Annotated in this window: 17 protein-coding genes; 16 read left to right on the top strand and 1 reads right to left on the bottom strand. The window is 42.1% G+C overall.

The features are described from left to right. The 11 genes from D7V32_RS14600 to D7V32_RS14550 all read left to right on the top strand — a co-directional run. The coding region (locus D7V32_RS14600) for a TIGR02391 family protein (RefSeq protein WP_120403570.1) at window positions 1-829 on the top strand (829 nt) is incomplete at its 5' end. 12 nt (window positions 830-841) lie between these two features. Beyond that, on the top strand, window positions 842-1,399 hold the full coding sequence (locus tag D7V32_RS14595; protein ID WP_120403569.1) for a GNAT family N-acetyltransferase: 558 nt from the start codon (window positions 842-844) through the stop codon (window positions 1,397-1,399). Between the two features lie 575 nt (window positions 1,400-1,974). Continuing rightward, window positions 1,975-2,850, top strand: a complete 876-nt coding sequence (locus D7V32_RS14590) for a MetQ/NlpA family ABC transporter substrate-binding protein (RefSeq protein WP_120403568.1) — start codon at window positions 1,975-1,977, stop codon at window positions 2,848-2,850. A gap of 72 nt (window positions 2,851-2,922) precedes the next feature. After that, the gene (locus D7V32_RS14585) at window positions 2,923-3,948 is read left to right on the top strand and encodes a methionine ABC transporter ATP-binding protein (RefSeq protein WP_120403567.1); all 1,026 of its coding nucleotides are present in this window, start codon (window positions 2,923-2,925) and stop codon (window positions 3,946-3,948) included. Next, on the top strand, window positions 3,945-4,640 hold the full coding sequence (locus tag D7V32_RS14580; protein WP_120403566.1) for a methionine ABC transporter permease: 696 nt from the start codon (window positions 3,945-3,947) through the stop codon (window positions 4,638-4,640). Before D7V32_RS14585 ends, D7V32_RS14580 begins: the two co-directional genes overlap by 4 nt. Window positions 4,641-4,858: 218 nt before the next feature. After that, on the top strand, window positions 4,859-5,536 hold the full coding sequence (locus D7V32_RS14575; RefSeq protein WP_228200230.1) for a hypothetical protein: 678 nt from the start codon (window positions 4,859-4,861) through the stop codon (window positions 5,534-5,536). Between the two features lie 128 nt (window positions 5,537-5,664). Beyond that, a complete protein-coding gene (gene dnaE / locus D7V32_RS14570; RefSeq protein WP_120403565.1) occupies window positions 5,665-9,237 on the top strand; it encodes a DNA polymerase III subunit alpha in 3,573 nt (1,190 codons plus the stop codon). Window positions 9,238-9,275: 38 nt separating this feature from the next. Continuing rightward, entirely contained in the window at window positions 9,276-10,112 is an 837-nt protein-coding gene (locus D7V32_RS14565; RefSeq protein WP_120403564.1) for an RNA methyltransferase, read from the top strand. Next, entirely contained in the window at window positions 10,112-10,921 is an 810-nt protein-coding gene (cysE, locus tag D7V32_RS14560; protein ID WP_120403563.1) for a serine O-acetyltransferase, read from the top strand. The genes D7V32_RS14565 and cysE overlap by 1 nt, the downstream gene beginning before the upstream one ends. 111 nt (window positions 10,922-11,032) lie before the next feature. Next, complete coding sequence (locus D7V32_RS14555) at window positions 11,033-11,944, top strand: ABUW_2363 family tetratricopeptide repeat lipoprotein (protein WP_120403562.1); 912 nt, start codon at window positions 11,033-11,035, stop codon at window positions 11,942-11,944. A gap of 112 nt (window positions 11,945-12,056) precedes the next feature. Then, window positions 12,057-14,063 (top strand): esterase/lipase family protein, encoded by a 2,007-nt coding sequence (locus D7V32_RS14550; protein WP_120403561.1) that lies wholly within the window; start codon window positions 12,057-12,059, stop codon window positions 14,061-14,063. Between the two features lie 60 nt (window positions 14,064-14,123). Here the strand turns inward: D7V32_RS14550 and D7V32_RS14545 are convergent, their stop codons facing one another. After that, on the bottom strand, window positions 14,124-14,903 hold the full coding sequence (locus D7V32_RS14545; RefSeq protein ID WP_120403560.1) for a TenA family transcriptional regulator: 780 nt from the start codon (window positions 14,901-14,903) through the stop codon (window positions 14,124-14,126). A 333-nt stretch (window positions 14,904-15,236) separates the two neighbouring features. Between D7V32_RS14545 and D7V32_RS14540 the strand changes: the two genes are divergently transcribed. The 5 genes from D7V32_RS14540 (at window position 15,237) to D7V32_RS14520 (ending at window position 21,563) form a co-directional block, all read left to right on the top strand. After that, complete coding sequence (locus D7V32_RS14540) at window positions 15,237-16,454, top strand: GGDEF domain-containing protein (protein ID WP_120403559.1); 1,218 nt, start codon at window positions 15,237-15,239, stop codon at window positions 16,452-16,454. Between the two features lie 268 nt (window positions 16,455-16,722). Further along, entirely contained in the window at window positions 16,723-19,341 is a 2,619-nt protein-coding gene (gene mutS / locus D7V32_RS14535; RefSeq protein WP_120403558.1) for a DNA mismatch repair protein MutS, read from the top strand. A 238-nt stretch (window positions 19,342-19,579) separates the two neighbouring features. Then, window positions 19,580-19,903, top strand: a complete 324-nt coding sequence (gene fdxA / locus D7V32_RS14530; RefSeq protein ID WP_106985455.1) for a ferredoxin FdxA — start codon at window positions 19,580-19,582, stop codon at window positions 19,901-19,903. 142 nt (window positions 19,904-20,045) lie between these two features. Next, complete coding sequence (locus D7V32_RS14525; protein WP_120403557.1) at window positions 20,046-20,765, top strand: D-Ala-D-Ala carboxypeptidase family metallohydrolase; 720 nt, start codon at window positions 20,046-20,048, stop codon at window positions 20,763-20,765. A gap of 132 nt (window positions 20,766-20,897) precedes the next feature. Then, window positions 20,898-21,563, top strand: a complete 666-nt coding sequence (locus D7V32_RS14520; RefSeq protein WP_120403556.1) for an O-methyltransferase — start codon at window positions 20,898-20,900, stop codon at window positions 21,561-21,563. Window positions 21,564-21,598: the final 35 nt, after the last annotated feature.

The following is a 21,598-nucleotide window of genomic DNA, read 5'->3' as shown; positions in this document are numbered from 1 at the left end:
ATTTAATCAACCATCTGAAGAAATACAATATTTAGGGACACCTTATACGCAAGATTGCATTGAAGCAATTGCCTTAGTTCTACAATTTGAAGAACAAGTTGAAAGAGCACTTGTTTTAACTAATGATCATAATCATTGTTTTTTAATTAAAGGTTATCGAACTGTTTATCTCATTAGATATGGCTTTAGATCAGATTATATCTCAGAAGGTTATAAAGGTTTTGTTAAAGCTTTAAAACTATTGCAAAGGCATAAAATTGAAATCAAAGAGCTGCTTATATCAACTAAAGAATTTGAAATCATTAGGCAAAATTCGTTAAGTGATAGTAATGTAGAGTCTTTCTTAAATAGTTCTTATAGCCGGACTAACACAATTTATGATTACATTAGCAATTTAGATTTTATGCTTAATGAACCTTTAAAAATAAATGACTATTATCCTAGCGAATTGCCATTAAATTTAATTGACGAGAGAATTATAGATTTAGCTTTTAAGTTTAAATTAGATGCTGATGCATCAATAATGACTGCGTATACTCGATTAGAAGATATTATTCGAGAAAAAATAAATTCGCAAAAATTCTCTAGCTCACTAATGGAAGATGCATTCTGTTCAGACGTAAAGAAAAATAAGTTATCCCCCTTCAAATGGGAGGCAGAAAATGAAGAAGCCTCTAATGCCATAGGCAGACTTTTTGTAAATATGTTTAAAGCTTATCGCAATCAACGCGCTCATAGTGAAGTAAAAAAATCCTTCTCTCAGCTCCAAAGAGAGTTTTTACTAATCAACGAGCTGTATCAACTAGAATATGAGTCAATCAAACGATAATCTATTGTCACTATGACTAATCAACTCCAAACTCCTCGCCTGATCCTCAGCCAATGGCAAGACTCCGACACTGCCCCATTTATCCAAATGTGCGCAGATGACGACGTCATGCGTTATTTTCCTAAAAAGCTGACAGCAGAGGAAGCTATCGCATTCATGCAGCGCATGCATGATGCAATAGAAACACGCGGTTGGGGTTTATATGCTGTCGAGCTTAAAGCCACAGGTGAATTTATTGGATTTATCGGCTTACACGTTCATCCACCCGAGTTTGAAATAGCCGATGCTCCTGAAATTGGCTGGCGCTTACTGCCACAATATTGGCATCAAGGTTATGCGACCGAAGGTGCTAAAGCCGTGTTAAAGCATGCTTTGAGAAACCTGAGACTAGATCGTGTGATTTCATTGACTGCATGCATCAATACGCCCTCTGAATGTGTCATGCAAAGACTCGGTATGGATAAAGTACGAGAATTTGATCATCCTTTTGTTCCAGCTGAGCATCCATTACGTCGTCATGTACTGTACGAAATGCATCGCGGTGATTTTCTGCATCACACTTTTTGCTAATGCTGAGCCACAATCCGCTTCACTTTAATATAAAAGTACAAGTCGGCGCTTCTTCCCAATATGCTCAGGAAATACTTCTCTGCAAAGCTCCCAAAGCGGCAGATGCCCTGACTATATCGGCACGATCTCCCAATGATGCAAACACCAACTCTTTATGCAAAATTATGATTTAGAATAGACAAATTCTTATAAAGAATAATTTTGATCAAATATTGTTTCACCATTAAATTAATTAAAAATAATATATTGTTTTTAAATATTATTTAATCAATAACTCACATATCCTTTGCAGCATAACTGCTAAGCATTAAATTATTCATCACTATATTGCATAATAAAATATTGTTACTATGACTCACGCAATTTAGGTTTCACCCTAGCTAAACTCTTTTGTTTACAGCACCTTGCCTGTTACAAATAGTCTCTCTTTTTAGTTTAGACGGAGATCTGATTGCAACAAAATATTTGCCGTTTATAATTTTCAAGCATAAATCAGCTCGTCTGATTCAAAGCTTTAAAAACTCTCTGTACATTAAAATATGTAAATTTAACGTTAAATTTACTTGGGTGAAAATATGAAAAAGCTCCTTGGCCTAGTATTAGGCGCATCAGTAGCATTAGTTGGCTGCGGCAAATCTGAAGCGCCAGCAACTGATGCAGCAGCAAAAACAGACTCAGCAGCAGAACTGCAAACTGTCACTATGGCTTCTACAGGTTCAGATGCTGATGTTTGGCGCTATATTGCAACTTTGCCAGAAACCAAAGCTGCCGGCATTAAGCTTGAAGTGAAAAACTTCACAGACTATGTGTCTATGAATACTGCTGTAGCGAATAAAGAAATTGATGTCAATGCGTTCCAGTCTTATGCATATATGGTGGCATTTAACGAAAGCAATAAAGATAAAATTGCACCGCTTTCTACAACCTACTTAGAGCCAATGGGTATTTACTCAAGCAAAGTAAAAACGCTTGCAGAGTTTAAAACTGGCGCAACGATTGCTATTCCAAATGACGGAGCAAACGAATCACGCGCATTATTGCTTTTACAATCTGCGGGCTTAGTAAAGCTTAAAGCCAACTTTGACAATGTTAAAGGCACAACTGCAGATGTCGCTGAAAATGCTAAAAATATCATAATTAAACCAATTCAGATGGCAACAGCAGTACGTGTGAAAGACGAAGTCGATGCGATTGTATTGGGTAATACGTTGGCTATGGAAGGCGGTTTAAACGTATTAAAAGATGCGATTTATTATGAACCAATTGACCAAAGTACAAAAATGAACGTTAACGTTTTAGCTGTTGCTGCTGACCGTCAAAACGACCCTACCTTGAAAAAAGTAGGTGAACTTTACCATGTTGCGGCTGTAGGCAAATACGTGCAAGACCACTTTGGCGGCACTAAAGTTGATGTAAATAAACCTGTAAGCTATCTTACAGACGCAAAATAGTAATATACTTTGTGCATCTAAACAGGCAAATTTAATTTGCCTGTTTTTCTTTTATTTATAGCTTTTGACGTTATGATTCAATTTAAAAATATTTCCAAGCACTTTGAGCTTAAAGGCCAAACTGTTACGGCGCTGGACCAGATTAATCTGGATATTCCAGACGGCTGTATTTTTGGCATTATTGGCTACAGCGGTGCAGGTAAAAGTACCTTAATCCGCCTGATCAACCTGCTGGAACGTCCAAGCCAAGGTCAAATCTTTATCAATGATAAAGATTTCACTGCCTTGAATGCGCGTGAATTGCGTCAAGAGCGCACCAATATTGGCATGATTTTTCAGCATTTCAATTTACTGCAAACGAAAACAGTTTCAGAAAATATTGAAATTCCGCTAAAGCTGCTGGGTGTTGCAAAAGCTGAACGTAAAAAGCGTTTGGCCGAACTGCTGGATTTCATCGATTTAAAACATAAAAAAGATGCTTATCCCGATGAACTCTCAGGCGGTCAAAAACAGCGTGTCGGTATTGCACGCGCGCTGACCAACCACCCTAAAATTTTACTATGCGATGAAGCAACTTCTGCCCTAGACCCGCAGACAACACAATCTGTTTTAGACTTGCTGAAAAAGATTAATAAAGAGCAAGGCATCACCATTGTCATGGTCACACATGAAATGGACGTGATTGAGAAAGTCTGTGATTATGTTGCTGTTATGGAGCATGGCAAAGTCATTGAGTCAGGCCGTACACTGGATTTATTCAGCCAGCCGCAGCACTCAACCACTAAAACCTTTATTCAAACAGTGCTGCAGCAGCAACTGCCTGTGAACATTTTAAATAACCTTGAAAATAAAAATCATAACAGTATTTACAGCCTGCAATTCTTGGGCACCTCTGCTCAGGAAACGGTTGTACAAGCTGCTATTAAACAATTTGATGTCAGCCTGAATATTTTATTTGCCAATATGACTGAAATTGATGGTTCAGTCATTGGGCAAATGTTTATACAGCTTTTAGGCAATACCGCTGAAATTGAAAAGGCCATTGCCTTTTTTGAACAGCATGGCGTAAAAGTAGAACAACCGGGAGTACAAGCATGAGAGACTTGTTTGTTCAATGGCTAACAGAAGTTACTGCGCCTTATTGGAAAAGCTCCCTTTCCATTGATCAGTTTGTGACTGCAATGCAAGAAACCTTTCATATGGTGTTCTTTGCCATGCTCTTCGGCTGCATTTGGGGTTTCATCCAAGCCATTATTTTATTTGTCACCCGTCCTGCCGGTATTCTGCCAAACCGTTTGGTTTACCATGGCCTAAACCCGATTGTAAACGCGCTGCGTTCTTTGCCGTTTATTATTTTGCTGATTGCGGTGATTCCGCTGACTAAAGTGATTGTCGGCACTTCTATTGGCACATGGGCAGCCATTGTACCGCTGACCATTTATGTCGGCCCTTACATCGGCCGCTTAATTGAAACCTCTTTGCTGGAAGTCAATGATGGGATTATTGAATCTGCTCAAGCAATGGGTGCTTCACCGTGGCAAATCATTACCAAATTTGTATTGCCCGAATCACGCAGCTCACTCATTTTAAATCTAACCACAGCAACCATCAGCCTCATTGGTGCAACAGCAATGGCAGGTGCAGTCGGCGCTGGCGGTATCGGCGACTTGGCTATTTCTTATGGCTACCAGCGCTTTGATACCAGCGTGGTTATTTTAACGGTTATCGTCTTGTTAATTTTGGTACAGATCGTACAAAGCCTAGGTGATTGGCTATCTAAACTTCGTTAAGACTTCAAATCAATCATTTCATTAAACCCTCTACATGAGGGTTTAATTCTGTCGATATTATTTTATTCTTTCAGAAGTTATGTAAAATTAGAAACAATATTACCCATTTCCTTATTTAAAACACTTTAATCTCATGAATTACAAAATAATAAACGCAACTTCTGCGAAGGCTGCAAAAGCATACATATTTCAAGACCTAACATAAATACATTCATCCTTTGAAACCTCTACACAACAAAGTTAAAAAAAGGACAGTTATGCGACTCGCCTATCAACGCTTTCCAGTACTCATTATTGGTTCAACTATTTGCACAACAATTTCTGCCTCAATCGCTGACTACAATTATGTCACCAGCATTCAAGTCAATGGCATCGATTTAGCATCCCCTGTAGCGGCAGCAAAAGCAAATGTTCTAATCGGCAAAAATCCAGTCAAACTCAAGTATGAATACTCAGATTGTACGGGTAATACCGAATTCCATGCATCAACCCAAGCTAAGTTTTTAAGGTTTGAAGTTTATGCCGAGGATAATCCTCAAATTAAAAATGATTCATTTTATAAAAATAAAAACAGTTTTACCCAATTAGGTCAAACCAAGGGAAATGTTTGGCTGGAATGGAGTAATAGCTATCAAATTCACGATAAAATTCAAATGGGTCAGATGTCTATTACGCCCCAATATACCTTTCAGCAGTTTCAAAAAGATTTTCCCAAGAGCGCAAAATTAGCCCATCCAAATGAAACCGCTTATGTCATTTTACTCCCGCCCCAAACGGCTAAAAGTATTTTAAAAGAACCGCTCAACTATGATTTACCCTATATAGGCAACTTAGCTTTTAACTTTAAAAATGGAAAATTAAGCGCATTTTCAATTAATCAAGGAATTGCTTGCTAAACATCAACTTCGATCTGCGTTTATTGCGTAAACAGTGAACCGATAAAACTGTAGAAAGCCATGCAATAAACGTAAGTTTAACTCCAGAGCATGCTAAAATAGTCAGCTGTTTTCGCAGGGACTCATCTATGCACTTTGTTCATCTTGGTATTCATACAGAATTTTCGATTACGGAATCGATCGTACGCATACCCGATTTGGTCAAAGCCGCTGAAGCAGATGGCATGCCTGCACTAGCCATTACAGACCTGTCTAACTTGCATGCAGCCGTTAAATTTTATGGCAAGTGTTTAGGTAAAGGCATTAAACCAATTATGGGTTCAGAAATCCGTTTAAACGATGCTGAACACCGCATGACTTTATTGGCCATGTCCAACACCGGCTGGCGCCACCTGACTGAACTGGTTTCAGAAGGCTATATCAGCGGTCAGCAGCTGGATATTCCATGTGTGCAAAAACAATGGATTTTAGACCAAGCAGATGACCTGATTGCCCTGCTCGGCATTCAGTCTGATGTCGGAAAAATGCTGATTACATCTAATCCGCAAAAAGCAGAACCGCTGCTTGAAGAATGGATTGAGAAGTTCGGCAACCGTGTATATTTATCACTTGCGCGTACAGGCCGCGCAAACGAAGAAGACTTCATTTTTGAAGCGCTGAAACTTGCCCAAAAATATAATATTGGTGTCGTTGCGCATAATGATGTGCACTTCATGAAAGAGAGCGATTTTGAAGCGCATGAAGCGCGTGTCTGTATTGCAGACGGTTATGTGCTAGGTGACAGCCGCCGCCCTAAAAACTATTCGCCTGAACAGTATTTTAAAACCAGCCAGCAAATGGTTGAGCTTTTTGCCGATATTCCATCAGCAGTTGAAAACACCTATCAAATTGCGAAACGCTGTAACGTAACCTTGCAGCTGGGTAAATATTTCCTACCCGATTATCCAATCCCTGAAGGCCATACCATTGACACCTTCTTTGAACATTTATCGCAAGAAGGTTTGGAAGAACGTCTTAATTTCTTATACCCAGTTGAAAAACGCGGTGAAGACTGGCCTGATATCCGTAAAGTTTATGATGAACGTCTTGAGTACGAGATTGGCACCATTTTAAAAATGGGTTTCCCCGGCTACTTCCTGATCGTCATGGACTTCATTCAATGGTCTAAAGGCAATGGCGTGCCTGTTGGTCCTGGACGCGGTTCTGGTGCGGGTTCACTCGTCGCCTACAGTTTAAAAATTACTGACCTTGACCCGCTGCCATATGGCCTGCTGTTCGAACGTTTCTTAAACCCTGAACGTGTCTCTATGCCCGACTTTGACGTCGATTTCTGTATTGCCGGCCGTGACCGCGTGATTGACTATGTAGCACGTACTTATGGACGTGATGCGGTATCACAGATTGCAACCTTCGGTACCATGGCTGCCAAAGGCGCCATCCGCGACGTGGCGCGTGTATTGGGTAAATCCTATGGTTTAGCTGACCGCATTTCAAAAATGATTCCAACAAAACCATTAGGTTTAAGCTTGGAAGAATCGATTGAAGCGGAGCCGCAGCTCAAAGACATTGTGACCAATCCATCGAATCCAGATAATGATGATGCGGCTGAAATCTGGGAAATGGCGCTGAAACTTGAGGGTATTACCCGCAACACAGGTAAACATGCCGGCGGCGTAGTCATTTCCCCGACCAAAATTACCGACTTCTCTGCCGTGCTCTGTGATGCAGACGGTACTGGCCGTGTCGCTCAATACGATAAAGACGACGTAGAAGCCGCTGGTCTGGTGAAGTTCGACTTTTTGGGTCTGCGTAACTTAACCGTAATTGAAGATGCGGTTAAAAACATCAACAAGCGCATAAAAAGCGAAGTGCCTTTAGACATTGCATTCATTCCTCTAGATGACAAAGATGCTTATCTCATCTTTGCTGAAGCGAATACTACAGCGGTATTCCAGTTTGAATCCGTGGGCATGAAAAAGATGCTGAAAGAGGCGCGCCCAAGTAAATTCGAAGAAATTATTGCCTTTGTATCCTTATACCGTCCAGGCCCGATGGATCTGATCCCTGACTTTATCCATCGTATGCACGGCGGTGACTTCGAGTATCTGCACCCATTGCTTGAAGGCGTACTTGAACCGACTTACGGCATTATGGTGTACCAGGAACAAGTCATGCAGGCGGCGCAGTACTGTGCAGGCTACAGCTTAGGCGGCGCAGACTTGCTTCGCCGCGCCATGGGTAAGAAAAAACCAGAAGAAATGGTCAAACAGCGCCAAATCTTTACCGAAGGCGCTGCCAAAAAAGATATTGACGCCGATACTGCCAACCATATTTTCGACTATATGGAAAAGTTCGCAGGCTATGGCTTTAATAAATCACATGCCGCAGCCTATGCCCTTGTTGCTTATCAAACGGCTTGGCTAAAAGCGCATTACCCTGCGGAATTCTTAGCTGCGGTAATGTCATCGGAAATGCAAAACACCGATAACGTGGTGTTCTTAATTGATGACTGCCGCCACAATGACATTGAAGTACTTCCCCCATCTGTGAACATGTCGATTTACCAATTCCATGCTTCCGATGAAAAAACCATTGTCTATGGTTTAGGTGCAATTAAAGGTGTCGGCGAGGCTGCAATGCAGTCAGTGATTGACTCACGTGTACAAGACGGCCCGTATAAAGATTTATTCGATTTCTGCCACCGTGTTGATCTTAAGAAAATCAATAAACGGACACTGGAAGCCCTCATTCGCGGCGGCGCTTTAGACTGCTTAGGCCTAGAACGCGCCGACCTCATGATGCAGCTTCCTGAAGCAGTGCAAGCTGCCGACCAAGCGCGTCAAAACCGTGAAACAGGCATTATGGACTTATTTGGTGAGGTTGAAGAGGTTCAGCGTAAACCATCTAAGCCAGTGAAACCTTGGTCAGATGAAGTCCGCCTTAAAGGTGAAAAAGATACTTTAGGCTTGTACCTGACAGGTCACCCAATTGATGTTTACCGCCAAGAGTTAAAAGCGTTTATACCTGCCAAAATTAATGAGCTGACACCAACCCGCCGCGGTGTGACTACGGTGTTTGCAGGCCTTGTGGTAGATGTTGCCAATTTCCCGAACCGAATGATGGTAACGCTGGATGACGGTACGGCACGTATAGAAATTTCAACCAATCATGAACGTTTCCAACGCTTTAAAGACATTGTTAAAGTCGATGAAGTTGTCGTCATTGAAGGTGAAATTTATGAGCGTGAAGGTTTTGACCGTCCGCTTGGCCGCTTGACCAAAGCATTCAGCCTAAATGAAATCCGTCAAAAGCGCGCCAACAGTATTCAAATCAAACTCAGTTCTGAGCACATCACGAAGACACTGGCCAAGGATATGCAAAACATATTGCAGCCCTTCTGCAATGTCGATATGTGCAGCCATATTCCAGTACAGCTGATGCTTGAGTTTGACTATGCCTATGCAGAGCTGCATTTAGGCATCAATTGGAAAGTTGCGCCTTTAGATGAGCTGCTGATTAAACTGCGTGATTACTTCGGTAAAGAAGCGCTTTATGTGGAATACCATGTGAAATCTAAAGCAGCCAAAGCGGTCAGCTATGAAGAAGCGCAGCCTGCAAATATTCCACCGCCGCCGGCAGATATGAGTATTGATGATGCGCTGGATCAATATCAGGCGGATCAATCACCGCAATACTCTTAAAGTGTATTTTTAAAACTTAATATTCAATTGGAACAATAATGAGTCAATTTGACAATGCGGCTGTTTCAGCGCATCTCTCCCATGTCCGTATCGTCATGGTCAACACCACTTTGCCAGCAAACATTGGCAGCGCTTTACGCGCAATGAAAACAATGGGACTGTCAAAACTGGTTCTGGTTGCGCCAAAGACCTATCCTCACCCAGATATTGACGCGCTCGCTGCCGGTGCAGCCGATCTGATCGAACAGATTCAAATTGTAGAAACACTTGAAGAAGCCATTAAAGATTGCCACATTGTGTTTGGCACCAGCGCACGCAGCCGCACCATTCCATGGCCTTTGCTGGATGCCCGCCCAGCGGCAGAACTCTCATTAAATGCAGTAGTCAAAGAGCAGCAAGAAGTTGCCGTGATTTTTGGACGTGAAGACCGCGGCCTGACTAATGAAGAATTAGCAATGGCAAACTACCATGTGACTATTCCTGTAAATACAGACTACGGCGTACTCAATGTTGCTCAAGCCATTCAAGTGATTTGTTATGAAATGCGGATGGCAGCCATCGAATTTACTGATAAAATTGAAGACCCAGAAGCAAAAATGCACGTCACTGATGACGTGGATATGCACTGGGATGAGCCGCTGGTCACTCATGAGCAAATGGAACAATTTTACCCGCATATTGAAAAAATGCTGGCTGACATTGATTTTATGGATCCGCAAAATCCACGCTTGCTGCCGCTGCGCTTACGCCGCCTATTCGGCCGTATTCAGCTTGACCGCATGGAATACCATTTACTGCGCGGCATATTCAGCCGTGTACAAGCGCTAAACAATGGCACATGGAAAAAACCTAAGGATAAAGAGGATCAAATCTAATGCTTAAACAGCTCAAAGAAGATATACAAGCTGTATTCGCGCGCGATCCTGCAGCACGAAACACACTTGAAGTCTTAACCACATACCCAGGCATTCACGCATTAATTATGCACCGTGTTGCGCATGAACTGTGGCAAAAAGACTGTAAAGGCTCAGCTCGTTTACTGTCCTCTTTCAGCCGTTTTGCTACAGGCATTGAAATTCATCCGGGCGCTAAAATCGGCCGCCGCTTTTTCATTGACCACGGCATGGGCGTTGTCATTGGAGAAACTGCTGAAATTGGCGATGATGTAACGCTCTATCATGGCGTGACGCTTGGCGGCACCACATGGAACAAAGGCAAGCGTCATCCAACTTTAGCCGATGGCGTTGTCATTGGCGCTGGCGCTAAAATTCTTGGACCGTTTACTGTAGGCAAAAATGCTAAAGTCGGCTCAAATGCAGTGGTGACCAAAGAAGTGCCGCCAGAGACAACTGCCGTGGGCAGCCCTGCACGCTTTATTACTAAAAATAAACCAAAAGATGACGAAGAAGCGCGCCGCCGCGATTATGCAGAAAGCATCGGTTTCCAGCCTTATGCGACAACGCAAGATCAATCTGACCCAATCTTAGAAGGCATGCGTATACTGCTTGAGCGCATTCAACTGAATGAACAGCGCATGAATAAGCTCTGTCAGCGCCTTTCACATCTGGATCCAACATTCAAAAGACAGCAGCTGGATGAACAGCCCTTCAGCGCTGAAGAGCTTAAAATTATTGAAGAAGCGCGACGCGAATGCGAAGCGCAAAGCAGCCAGTCAAAAGCTTAGCTTTCCAGCAGAGTGTTATGAGCTTCTATTGCATGTTCGCCAGACTTTACATAGACTGACGGACATGCACTTTTTTAAGTTATTTAAAATAAATCAAATGGAAGAAACTCTATGATGCTGAAGCCCTTGGCAGCTGCTTGTCTTGCTTTAACACTCGTTGCTTGTGGAAGCGCGCCTACTAAAAATAATACCCCTAAAGGCTCAATGGTTTTTGTTGAACCCGAATTAACACCGCCATTTTATGCATTAAACCCATTTAATTACGATGCTCCGCCTCCTTTTGAAATTGATTTGCAAAAAGCAGCGGTGCAGCCTGTAACCAAAATGAATGTCAATTTAGCCAGTGACCCATCAAAACAGCTGACGCTTTCAGTGAACCGCTTAATCATTCCAACAGTAAACAGCAATTCACGTGCATTGAAATACGCTGTTTTAGCGGGTGACAATGAAATTGATATTACTGAAATTGATGATTTTCTTCAGCTGGTTGAAGGCAAAGCGCGCCACTATCCGCCTCGCTTTGTGCAGCGCAATGAACGTAAAGGTTTTGAATTAAAGCTGAAACAAGTGACTCAGCAGCTGGATACGCTCGCATCTAAAGACAATGCTTCTTTTGATATTTTAATTCGCGCTTTTAAAGCAAGCGTAATGGCGCGTAACTTAGACTTAGGTTCGGTATATACCACCAAATCTTTAACCTATGCACAGCGTATTTTAAAAATTAATAAAAACGATGCTGAAGCGAACTTCTGGTTTGGTTTCGGCTTATCTGAAGGCGGCGGTCAACGCGAAGCAATTCCATATTTAGACAAAGCAATGAAGGCCGGTGTACAAGAGGCATATCTGTCTGCTGCCAATAACTACATTGCTATGGAACAAAAGAAAAATGCGATTCAGACTTTACGCAACTATAAAATCAAGTATCCGCAAGAAGCTGAAGTGGCAGACCGTCTGATTCAAGAAATTGAAAAACAAGGCCGCTGGAATGTATGGCAAGTTCTGAATCCGCCTAAAGCATCTTAAAATATTGCAGTAAAAATAGGCCATTTCAATGGCCTATTTTTTTGTTTCAGCGAATTGAAAAAACCGGCAATTAAAGTATGATTTGAACTATCACCCCGCAATGCGATTAAAAATGCATCATAAAATTAATAAATTAATGCTAGGCGCAATCATCAGTACAACATTTTTAACAGGCTGCCAGGTCGTCAGTGTTAAAAACCAAGCCTTAAACGTCAGTATTGCGAATGAACGTGAAAGTATTATCTCACGCAATAAACTCAGCGAAGCAACCTTAAATGTCTTATCCATGACAGGACGTGAAGCAAAAATTTGCACCAATACTCCTGAACAATGCGTAGAAGAAATCAAAAACATTCCGCAAATTATGGATGAACAGCTCTACTCAGCTGCCAGTGAACTTTACCTCTCTAAAGCAATTGAACTCAGCTCATCTTCAGCATGTAAAATAAGCATCCTGAGCAATAAAAAATCAGCAGAAAAACAGGCTATAGAAAAACAAAACTATGATGCTTGCATTAAGCAGCAGCTGCGCATGCTGGACCGCAGCATCCGTTACAGCTATGCATATATGTTTAAAACCCAGCGTGCGCCGCAAGACCGTATTTTTGACAACCGCCAAGTACAGATCCGCGATTTCTACAATCAAAGCATCGCTAAAATGGTCAGCCTGTTTACAGCAAATAACCCTCAAAGCCAAGCGGTAGATAAAATTACCGTCGGTGACTATACCTATCATATTGACTATAGCCACTATCCTGAACTGAAAAATCATAAGATTGAACAGCTGCTGTCGACGTATAACTTGAACTTTTCAGGACTGCGCTCCATTACCCGCCGTGATGGTTTTGGCTCAGAGTTTCTCGTTGTCTTGCCGGATGTAAAAGAACAAAGCGGCAAACCGAAATATATTATTGACCCGCTGAATCATCAGTACCCTAATGGTCAAAACCCGAATATCCGCCAAGCACGCTATTTAGCAGCCACCTTAACAGCAGAACCTGCAAATAAAGTGAATAATGTTGATGACATTATTCACAGCAAAGACTTTACAATTCGTACGTATGATCCGTATAAATACGAACAGCTCACCATTGCCAATAAAAAATATCCTTTGGCTGCCAACTTCTCTGCACCTTATGGCCTGTGGCTGGCAGAAAATAACTTAGGCAAATCCGCATATTTATCTTTGATTGACCGTGATCAAAATATCACTATGCCGCATTTATTTATGCTGGAACCTTATAATCCAAATAAAAAAGTGATCGTGCTGATACATGGCCTTGCCAGCAGTCCAGAGGCATGGATACGGTTAACGAACGATATTATGGGTGATCCTGTACTGCGTGAAAACTATCAAGTCTGGCAGGTTTTTTATTCTACAAATATGCCAATTATTGAAAGCCGTTTCCAAATTTACGCCTTATTGACCCAAGCTTTTGCTGAAACCTCAGCACAAAGCGCTGCTAAAAAAGATGCCGTGCTGATTGGGCACAGCATGGGCGGTATCATTTCGCGCTTACTGGTATCAAATGCTGATATCTCGGAAGCCGCGATTAAAGAAATGAATTTTCGTCAACTCAACCGTTACCGCGGCATTCCCGTTGTAAAACAGCGTATGCAAATGAAAGATATTCCTAATTTCAGCCGTGCAATCTTTGTTTCTGCGCCGCACCGAGGCACAGATTTTGCAGACCTTTGGTTTACCAAAGCTGCCCGTAAAATTATTAAACTGCCAGGCGCATTCCTTTCCGCCTTTGCAGATGTGCTTAAACAGGAAGAAGACTTAAAAAATATTCTGACAGATGTTAATCAAGGCCTCATGCAAAATGGTCCAAGCGATTTGAGCTATAAATCTGACTTCATGACATTGACCAAAAACATCATGCCCAAGGCCAATTTCAAATATCACTCAATTGTCGGCAATGCCACGAACAGTAATGACCCTTTAATCATGACTGATGACATTGTGCCCTATAACAGCTCTCATCTTGATGGCGCAATCTCTGAAAAGATCATTAAAGGCGGACATTCAATACAAGAAACGCCTGAAGCGGTGTTAGAATTGCGCCGCATTTTGCGCCTGCATTTGGTTGAACTGGGCCTTTACAAACCTAAATAATAAAAAGGTTTTCATCCGCCACATAAAAAAACCAGTTCTTTGACTGGTTTTTTTATGACTTCATTTTGAAGCAGCTAAATAATTAAATTTCAATGTTCGCGCCTGTATTTTACTGCATTCATCTAAAGCCAGCTCATAATACGCCAAGCCCTCTTTTACTGCTTTCAAAGCACGTTTTTGCATTGGTTCATCATTTTCACATAAACGCTTAATCAGCTCCATTGCTTCATAAGGATGCAGGTCATCATAATGCGCATGCGCACGTAGCCATGCAATTGTGCGCTTATTAATATGTACATCAGGATGGTCTGTATAGGACTGAATGCCTGCATAAACTTTACTGCTCCAGTCGCCTGTCGCCCATTCAATGGCCAAATTCGTTGCTGCCAGACTTTCAACCAAACTGCCGCGTGTATTGATATTCCATAAAAAATGATTCACCGCATTCATTGCAGCGGTCGGCTGTACCGCATCCAGCGCCTCCACACTAATGCCAAAACCGCCTGCCCAATCTCGATACCAGTTCAGATGGCGCTCTTCAACTTTAATATTTTGAATCAGCCAATCCCTTGCTTCTGTCACACCCGGCGCAGAAAAATTTGTGGCTTTAGATAAACTTAGCCCCATATATGAAGGAAAATGCGCAACCAGCGGATAAAACTGCAATAAGGCAAATCGAAAACTTTCCAAGGTCAGCTGACCGCTAGCCATATCTGAAAAAAATGGATGTTCACTTATTCTATTTTTATAGGGAATCAGTTCGTCCCAAAACTGTTGAGACCATAAATTATGCGGCGTAATTTCTAATTGATTATCATAGTTGCGCATGACAGATGTCATATCCCTGCTCCCATTTTGATTGTTTTTGGCGGATTTAATTTGATCATAATGCAACAACAAGATTACTCAAGCCAATTTTCGCCCGTTTCATACCGCTTGTCGTTATTTTGTATCTTTTGCCCGCATAAGCATAACTTAAACTACTAAAAGCTAAAATAAATCACCAAAGATCTATGTAACTCAATGTAAGCAGAATATATTAATACTTGTTTGTTTTGAAACCTTTATGTTAATAATAGTAACAAGAGACACAGCGGCAGAGTGTCTTAGGGCAATACCATAATTAATACATCTAAAAATTATTTATCCCAATATTAAATTCGGCAGTGTCCAATGAAATTACACGGGTCAAAACTTTTAAGTCGTGAAAAAATTGAAGGCATTATAGTTAACGGGCTAAATTATGTTCATTTCACTTCAGATTTAGAGCCTGCTTACCGCAGCCAATACCGCAATGAAGCCGCATATGAGTTTAGATTCCGCGCTCCAATCATTTTTTTTCTATACGCTTTTTTAAGCTATGGTATTTATCAAACAATACCAAGCCCTGAAACTGCCCTGCATTGGTTTTCACTCTATGCATGGGTAGGCTTCATTGTGCTGGCTGCATGGGCCATGTCATTTGTAAACAAGCTAAATGAATATTTTGATATTTACACAGGCTTTGGCTGTATGTGGGCCGTTGCTATTTCATTTATTATCATCCCTGTCATTGGACATGATGATGACAATGCTCTGCTCCATGCAGCAATGATGTATGCTGTTGTCATTATTTACAGTTTTGTCGGATTACGCTTTTATACTGCTGTCATTGCTGGATGGCTCGGCGGTTTTATCGGTGTCGTAGTTTCACAATATTTACACTATGAAATTGATTGGACTTTTCTAAACCGCACTTATACGTTCAGCAGCTTTTTGGGCATGGCTTTGGCCTATGCGATTGACCGCCAGCACCGCGAGAATTATTTGCAAAACTGCATTATTGAAATAAACCGGCTTGAAATGGATGAACAGGCCAAGCAGCTGGAACAATTATCGCAAATTGACTCTCTTACAGGCCTAGCCAACCGCAGGCACTTGGCTGTAATCTTGGATCAGCAATGGCGCTATGCCATCCGCCACCAAACACCAATCAGTGTGTTAATGGTCGATATAGACTGTTTCAAAAACTATAATGATACTCTGGGTCATATCGCTGGCGATGCTTGCCTCAAGGCCATTGCAGATGAATTAAAGAATTTAAGCACCCGCAGCAATGATTTGGCTGCACGTTACGGCGGAGAAGAATTTTTATTGCTTTTCCCAATGTTTGATGAATATCAGGTAGAAGCGCTTGCGCAAATTTTAATTCAGCGCATTCAAAAATTGGCTATACCGCATCCTTCCAGCCCAATTTCCCCTCATGTCACGATCAGCATTGGCATATCCAGCATCGTGCCAAAAGAAACCAATGATATGACATCATTTATACAAGCCGCAGATCAAGCGCTGTATTACGCTAAATCTCATGGACGCAATCAATATATTATTGCAAAGGATATTGCCGCTTAATATCGGCATAAACTGATGCTGCATAATTAAAAACACAAACGCCTATTATTTCAAAAACTCATCTCCCATCACTTTTGACTTAGGCTGATAAAGCAATATTCAAATAATCAGTCTTTCGAATATTTGCATTTGTCTGTTTTTTTAATTTTGTTAGACTTGCACTTTCGCCCGCATTGCGAAACTTCGCGCATCAACATTTATCATCATGATGCTGCCGTACCATCAATGCCTAAATTATTTGCTTTATCTAAGAAAGGACTTATTTTCAATGACCAGTTCAGAACTTATGGCTGATCTCTCCAGCTTGACCCCTATGATGCAGCAATACATGGGTGTCAAAATGCAGCATCCGCATTCATTAATGTTCTACCGCATGGGTGACTTCTATGAACTGTTCTTTGAAGATGCGCACAAAGCAGCCAAAATTTTAGGTATTACGCTGACACACCGCGGAAAAGCGAACGGCGCCCCCATTCCTATGGCCGGCGTTCCTTATCACGCCGCCGAGGGCTATCTCGCGCGCCTCGTAAAAAAAGGTGAAACGGTCGTTATTTGCGAACAAATTGGTGAGGTGACTGGAAAAGGGCCTGTTGAGCGCGGTGTTGTCCGCATTATTACACCAGGCACTTTGACAGATGATGCACTGCTCACCGCACATCAAAGTTCAAACCTAGTTTCACTCTGTATTCAGCAAAATCAGGCTGGTATTGCTTTATTAGACTTAAGCGCCGGTATTTTTAAGGTTCAGCAGCTTGAACTGAATGCTGAACAGCTGAGCATTGAACTGTCTCGCCTAATGCCAAGTGAAATAGTCATTGATGAAAATATTATTGATCAAAACATTCTTGAAGATATTAAGCGTCAGCTGGACTGTCCAATTACCAAACGTCCAAATGTTGACTTCAACTTAAATAATGCGCAAAAAACACTCTGCGATCAGTTTGGGGTCTCTACACTTTCAGGTTTCGGCATTGATCATTTACCGCTGGCCAAAGCAGCTGCTGCAGCGCTGATTCACTATGCGAAAGAAACGCAAAAAACAGCTTTACCGCACATCCGCTCCATTCAGCTGGAACAAAGTTCAGATTTTATTGCATTAGACCCGGTCACACGCCGCAACTTAGAGCTGGTTGATCCCCTGTTTGAACATGGCACCTCACTGTTTCATCTCATCAATGATACACAAACTGCTATGGGCGGCCGCTTGCTCAGCCGCACACTGATGCAGCCGCTGCGTGATACCGCTATTTTGGATGCTCGTCTCGATGCCATTAGCGCATGCATTCATGGCTATCATGAAACACCTATACGGCTGGTGCTTAAGGAAATTGGCGATATTGAGCGCGTACTCAGCCGGGTAGCGCTTGGCAGTGCCCGCCCGCGCGACTTAGTGCAGCTGCGCCAAGCCTGCGCACAAATCCCTTATCTGCGTCATGCCATTCAGCCGATATTGCAAAATCATCAGTCTGAACTGATTTTGCAGCTCAACGAAGAGCTTGGTGAATTTAAAGGCCTGCATCAGCGTTTGATGGATGCGATTGTTGAAAACCCGCCTGTACTGCTGCGTGACGGGAATGTCATTGCAGAAGGTTTTGATGCTGAGCTGGATGAACTGCGTAAAATACGTGATCATGCTGGACAGTTCCTCATTGATCTCGAAGTTCAAGAACGCGCAAATACAGGGTTCTCGACACTTAAAATCGGATACAACCGCGTCAGCGGCTATTATATTGAACTGACTCGCGCTCAAGCAGGGCAAGCGCCTGATCATTATATTCGCCGTCAGACATTGAAAAATGCCGAACGCTATATCACGCCTGAATTGAAGGCATTTGAAGATAAAGTCCTGTCGAGTGAGTCCCGTGCGCTGGCGCGTGAAAAAATGCTCTTTGAAATGCTGCTGGATGAACTGCGTGAAAATATCGGTCAATTGCAAATGATGAGCAGCGCAATTGCGCAAATTGATTTGCTGACTAACTTTGCATATCAGGCGCGCCTGCGTAATTGGGCGCGGCCGGAGTTCAGTCCTGAAATTGGCATACAAATTAAAGCCGGACGTCATCCTGTCGTTGAAGCTTTAAGTAAAACTGCATTTACGCCGAATGATACTGCGCTAGATTTCGCCCGCCGTATGGCTATTATTACTGGACCAAACATGGGCGGTAAATCGACGTTCATGCGTCAAACAGCACTGATTGCGCTGCTTGCCTATTGCGGCAGCTTCGTCCCTGCTCAATCTGCAGTATTAGGGCCAATTGACCGCATTTTCACCCGTATTGGCTCTGCAGACGACCTATCAACTGGTAAATCAACCTTTATGGTTGAAATGACAGAAACCTCACAAATTTTGCACCACGCAACCCACCAGTCTTTAGTGCTGATGGATGAGGTTGGCCGCGGCACCAGCACCTATGATGGTCTTTCATTGGCATGGGCGTGCGTAAATGACCTGACCAAACGCATTAAATGCCTATGCTTATTTGCAACACATTATTTTGAACTGACCGAATTAGGAAAAACTTCAGGTATTGAAAACTTCCATGTCACCGCAAAAGAATTAAACGGCAACTTAATTTTACTGCATAAAGTACAGCACGGCCCAGCCAGTCAAAGTCATGGTCTGCAAGTTGCAAAACTGGCAGGTATTCCTGCTGGAGTCATTAAAGATGCTCAAAGCCGTCTGAATATTTTAGAAAAACAGCAGAAACAGCAGCTGAACCCAAGTGTACAGACTGAACTGTTTGGCTCTGAACCTGAAATTGTCGAACGTGTTGTGGAAATTGAAAAAAGCGCTCCCGCCCTCGACCAGCTTCAGCAGTTAGACATTGACAGCCTAACGCCTCGTGAAGCACTGCAGCAGCTCTATGCGCTGAAAGATTTATTATAAATTTAGCGTCTTTCTCGCATTTATTAAATTTGACTTTCTCAAAAGCCTATGATCATTTCATAGGCTTTTTTGATGATGATTCTCATTACTGCGCAGTTTAAACCAAATTGTTCAGTTTTTATCAAATTTAACAGCCTTGCATATAATAAATATCAATAAAAGGAATTGTTAGTTGGCTGCGTTTTTGCCTAAAATACACCATTAGTTATTAGAACCATATTTTTAGGTAGCTGTCGCCATGACCTTTGTTGTCACTGAAAACTGTATTAAATGTAAATATCAAGACTGTGTTGAAGTTTGCCCAGTAGACTGCTTCTACGAAGGTCCTAACTTTTTGGTTATTAACCCAGACGAATGTATCGACTGCGCGCTATGTGAACCAGAATGCCCAGCAAATGCCATCTTCTCTGAAGACGAGCTTCCTGAAGGCCAAGAAGTATTCCTTGAACTGAATACTGAGCTTTCACAAAAGTGGCCAAATATCACGCAAATTGGCGACCAGCCGGCAGACCGTGAAGAATGGAATGGCAAGACAGATAAATTACAATATTTAGAAAAGTAATTTCCTGTTAGACTTTCATAAAAAGATCAGCAATTGCTGATCTTTTTTATACCCAATGCACACATTTGATTGCAATATTTTCAATTTTTGGCCTTCAAATTGGATTAAAATAAAACGAGTTAATAAATAATTGTTTTCTATAATGAAGAATTTAATGAAGGGATTATGCGCAGCTGCCGTAATCCCTCTAGTTTTTGTCGGCTGTGCCTCTGCGCCTAAAAAGGGCCAAGTCATTACAAATGCCGAAGGAAAACGTATTTTTATACCGCAAGAGAGTGTTACTTTTCAGCGCCCTATTCCGCCTAAAACAGTGCCTTATGCTTATAATTCATGGCTGACTGCCGCAGACAATTTACGCCGCGTACGTGAATATGAAGTATTTCTAGAAAAAAATGGCGTAGGCAATATTATTCCAAGTTTTGAACTGATGCGTACAGCGCGTGATTGGCAAAAATGCGGGCGGGCACAATATATGGTGCCTAACCGTGAACTTTGGGCCAACCAAATTCCGACATTGCGTGTTTTTAAATACCTTGTGGCAGCCAATATCCTAACCGACTTCAGTGTGACTTCAGTTTACCGTGACCTGCCGTTAAATCAGTGCGCCGGCGGCGCAAGTTCATCTCGCCATTTATATAACTCTGCCATTGATTTCCGTATTGGGCCTGAATATCCGCAGCCAGAAGATTATGCCTATATCGAAAATACAAAATTTAGATTATGCCAGTTTTGGTCACAATACGGTCAAGGCCTCAACATGGGCTTAGGTTTATATGCTTCGGGGCAAATTCATATTGATACTCAAGGGTTCCGTACTTGGGGAGCTGATTTAAGCCGATACAGCTCAATGTGTAATTACTAAGCAATGACAAAAAGACCAAATGGCTCCTGATGAGCCATTTTTTGTATATAACTTCCACATATACCCTGCAAAAAATTGCGCTTCGGGCGGAAAAGTTTAAAATATCTGCATCAAAAATATGGTGCTAAAACTATGCAGCAAATGTGGACAGACCTTGATGCTTATATCGATTCACATTTAATCCCAGAAGATCCGATTTTAACACAGACGCTGAAACATACTGATGAGCGAGGCTTCCCCGACCATTTAGCAGTCGCGCCTAACCAAGGCATGCTGCTGCAAATGCTGATTCAAATGAACAGCTGCAAGCGTGTTTTAGAACTCGGAACCTTTGCTGCCTACAGCACAATGTGGCTGGCCCGCGCGTTGCCAAATGACGGCTATATATTAACAATTGAAGGCCGTGATACACACGCAGCACTCGCGCAAGAAAATATTGATAATGCCAAACTGCCTCAGACAATAGATTTACGCTGCGGCCGCTGTGCCGATATTTTACGCGCATTGCCTGAAAACACTGAAGCGTTTGACTTTATTTTTATTGATGCCGATAAACAAAGCTATCCTGAATATTTAGAGCTGTGCTTAGACTTATCGCACTCAGGAACAATCATTGTATTGGACAATGTGATCCGCGCCGGCGATATTTTAAACCCTGAAAATAAGAAACCAAGTATTGAAGGTATCCGTGAAATGTTCCGCGCTATGCAGAACCATCCGCGTATTTTATCTTGTACAGCTTTGCAAACAGTCGGCAGTAAAGGTCACGATGGCTTTGCCATTGCACTTGTAAAATAATCCTGCGGCGAACAAAAAACAAACTTTTGTTTTTT

Source organism: Acinetobacter tianfuensis, from assembly GCF_003611465.1.
Classification (GTDB): Bacteria; Pseudomonadota; Gammaproteobacteria; order Pseudomonadales; family Moraxellaceae; genus Acinetobacter; species Acinetobacter tianfuensis.
The sequence above is the reverse complement of the archived record's forward strand: the minus strand, read 5'-3'. Positions and strand labels throughout refer to the sequence as shown.

Coding starts and splice junctions, on each gene's coding strand:
- D7V32_RS14595 (WP_120403569.1), top strand. CDS start 842: ATGACTAATCAACTCCAAACTCCTCGCCTGATCCTCAGCCAATGGCAA.
- D7V32_RS14590 (WP_120403568.1), top strand. CDS start 1,975: ATGAAAAAGCTCCTTGGCCTAGTATTAGGCGCATCAGTAGCATTAGTT.
- D7V32_RS14585 (WP_120403567.1), top strand. CDS start 2,923: ATGATTCAATTTAAAAATATTTCCAAGCACTTTGAGCTTAAAGGCCAA.
- D7V32_RS14580 (WP_120403566.1), top strand. CDS start 3,945: ATGAGAGACTTGTTTGTTCAATGGCTAACAGAAGTTACTGCGCCTTAT.
- dnaE (WP_120403565.1), top strand. CDS start 5,665: ATGCACTTTGTTCATCTTGGTATTCATACAGAATTTTCGATTACGGAA.
- D7V32_RS14565 (WP_120403564.1), top strand. CDS start 9,276: ATGAGTCAATTTGACAATGCGGCTGTTTCAGCGCATCTCTCCCATGTC.
- cysE (WP_120403563.1), top strand. CDS start 10,112: ATGCTTAAACAGCTCAAAGAAGATATACAAGCTGTATTCGCGCGCGAT.
- D7V32_RS14555 (WP_120403562.1), top strand. CDS start 11,033: ATGATGCTGAAGCCCTTGGCAGCTGCTTGTCTTGCTTTAACACTCGTT.
- D7V32_RS14550 (WP_120403561.1), top strand. CDS start 12,057: ATGCATCATAAAATTAATAAATTAATGCTAGGCGCAATCATCAGTACA.
- D7V32_RS14545 (WP_120403560.1), bottom strand. CDS start 14,903: ATGACATCTGTCATGCGCAACTATGATAATCAATTAGAAATTACGCCG.
- D7V32_RS14540 (WP_120403559.1), top strand. CDS start 15,237: ATGAAATTACACGGGTCAAAACTTTTAAGTCGTGAAAAAATTGAAGGC.
- mutS (WP_120403558.1), top strand. CDS start 16,723: ATGACCAGTTCAGAACTTATGGCTGATCTCTCCAGCTTGACCCCTATG.
- fdxA (WP_106985455.1), top strand. CDS start 19,580: ATGACCTTTGTTGTCACTGAAAACTGTATTAAATGTAAATATCAAGAC.
- D7V32_RS14525 (WP_120403557.1), top strand. CDS start 20,046: ATGAAGAATTTAATGAAGGGATTATGCGCAGCTGCCGTAATCCCTCTA.
- D7V32_RS14520 (WP_120403556.1), top strand. CDS start 20,898: ATGCAGCAAATGTGGACAGACCTTGATGCTTATATCGATTCACATTTA.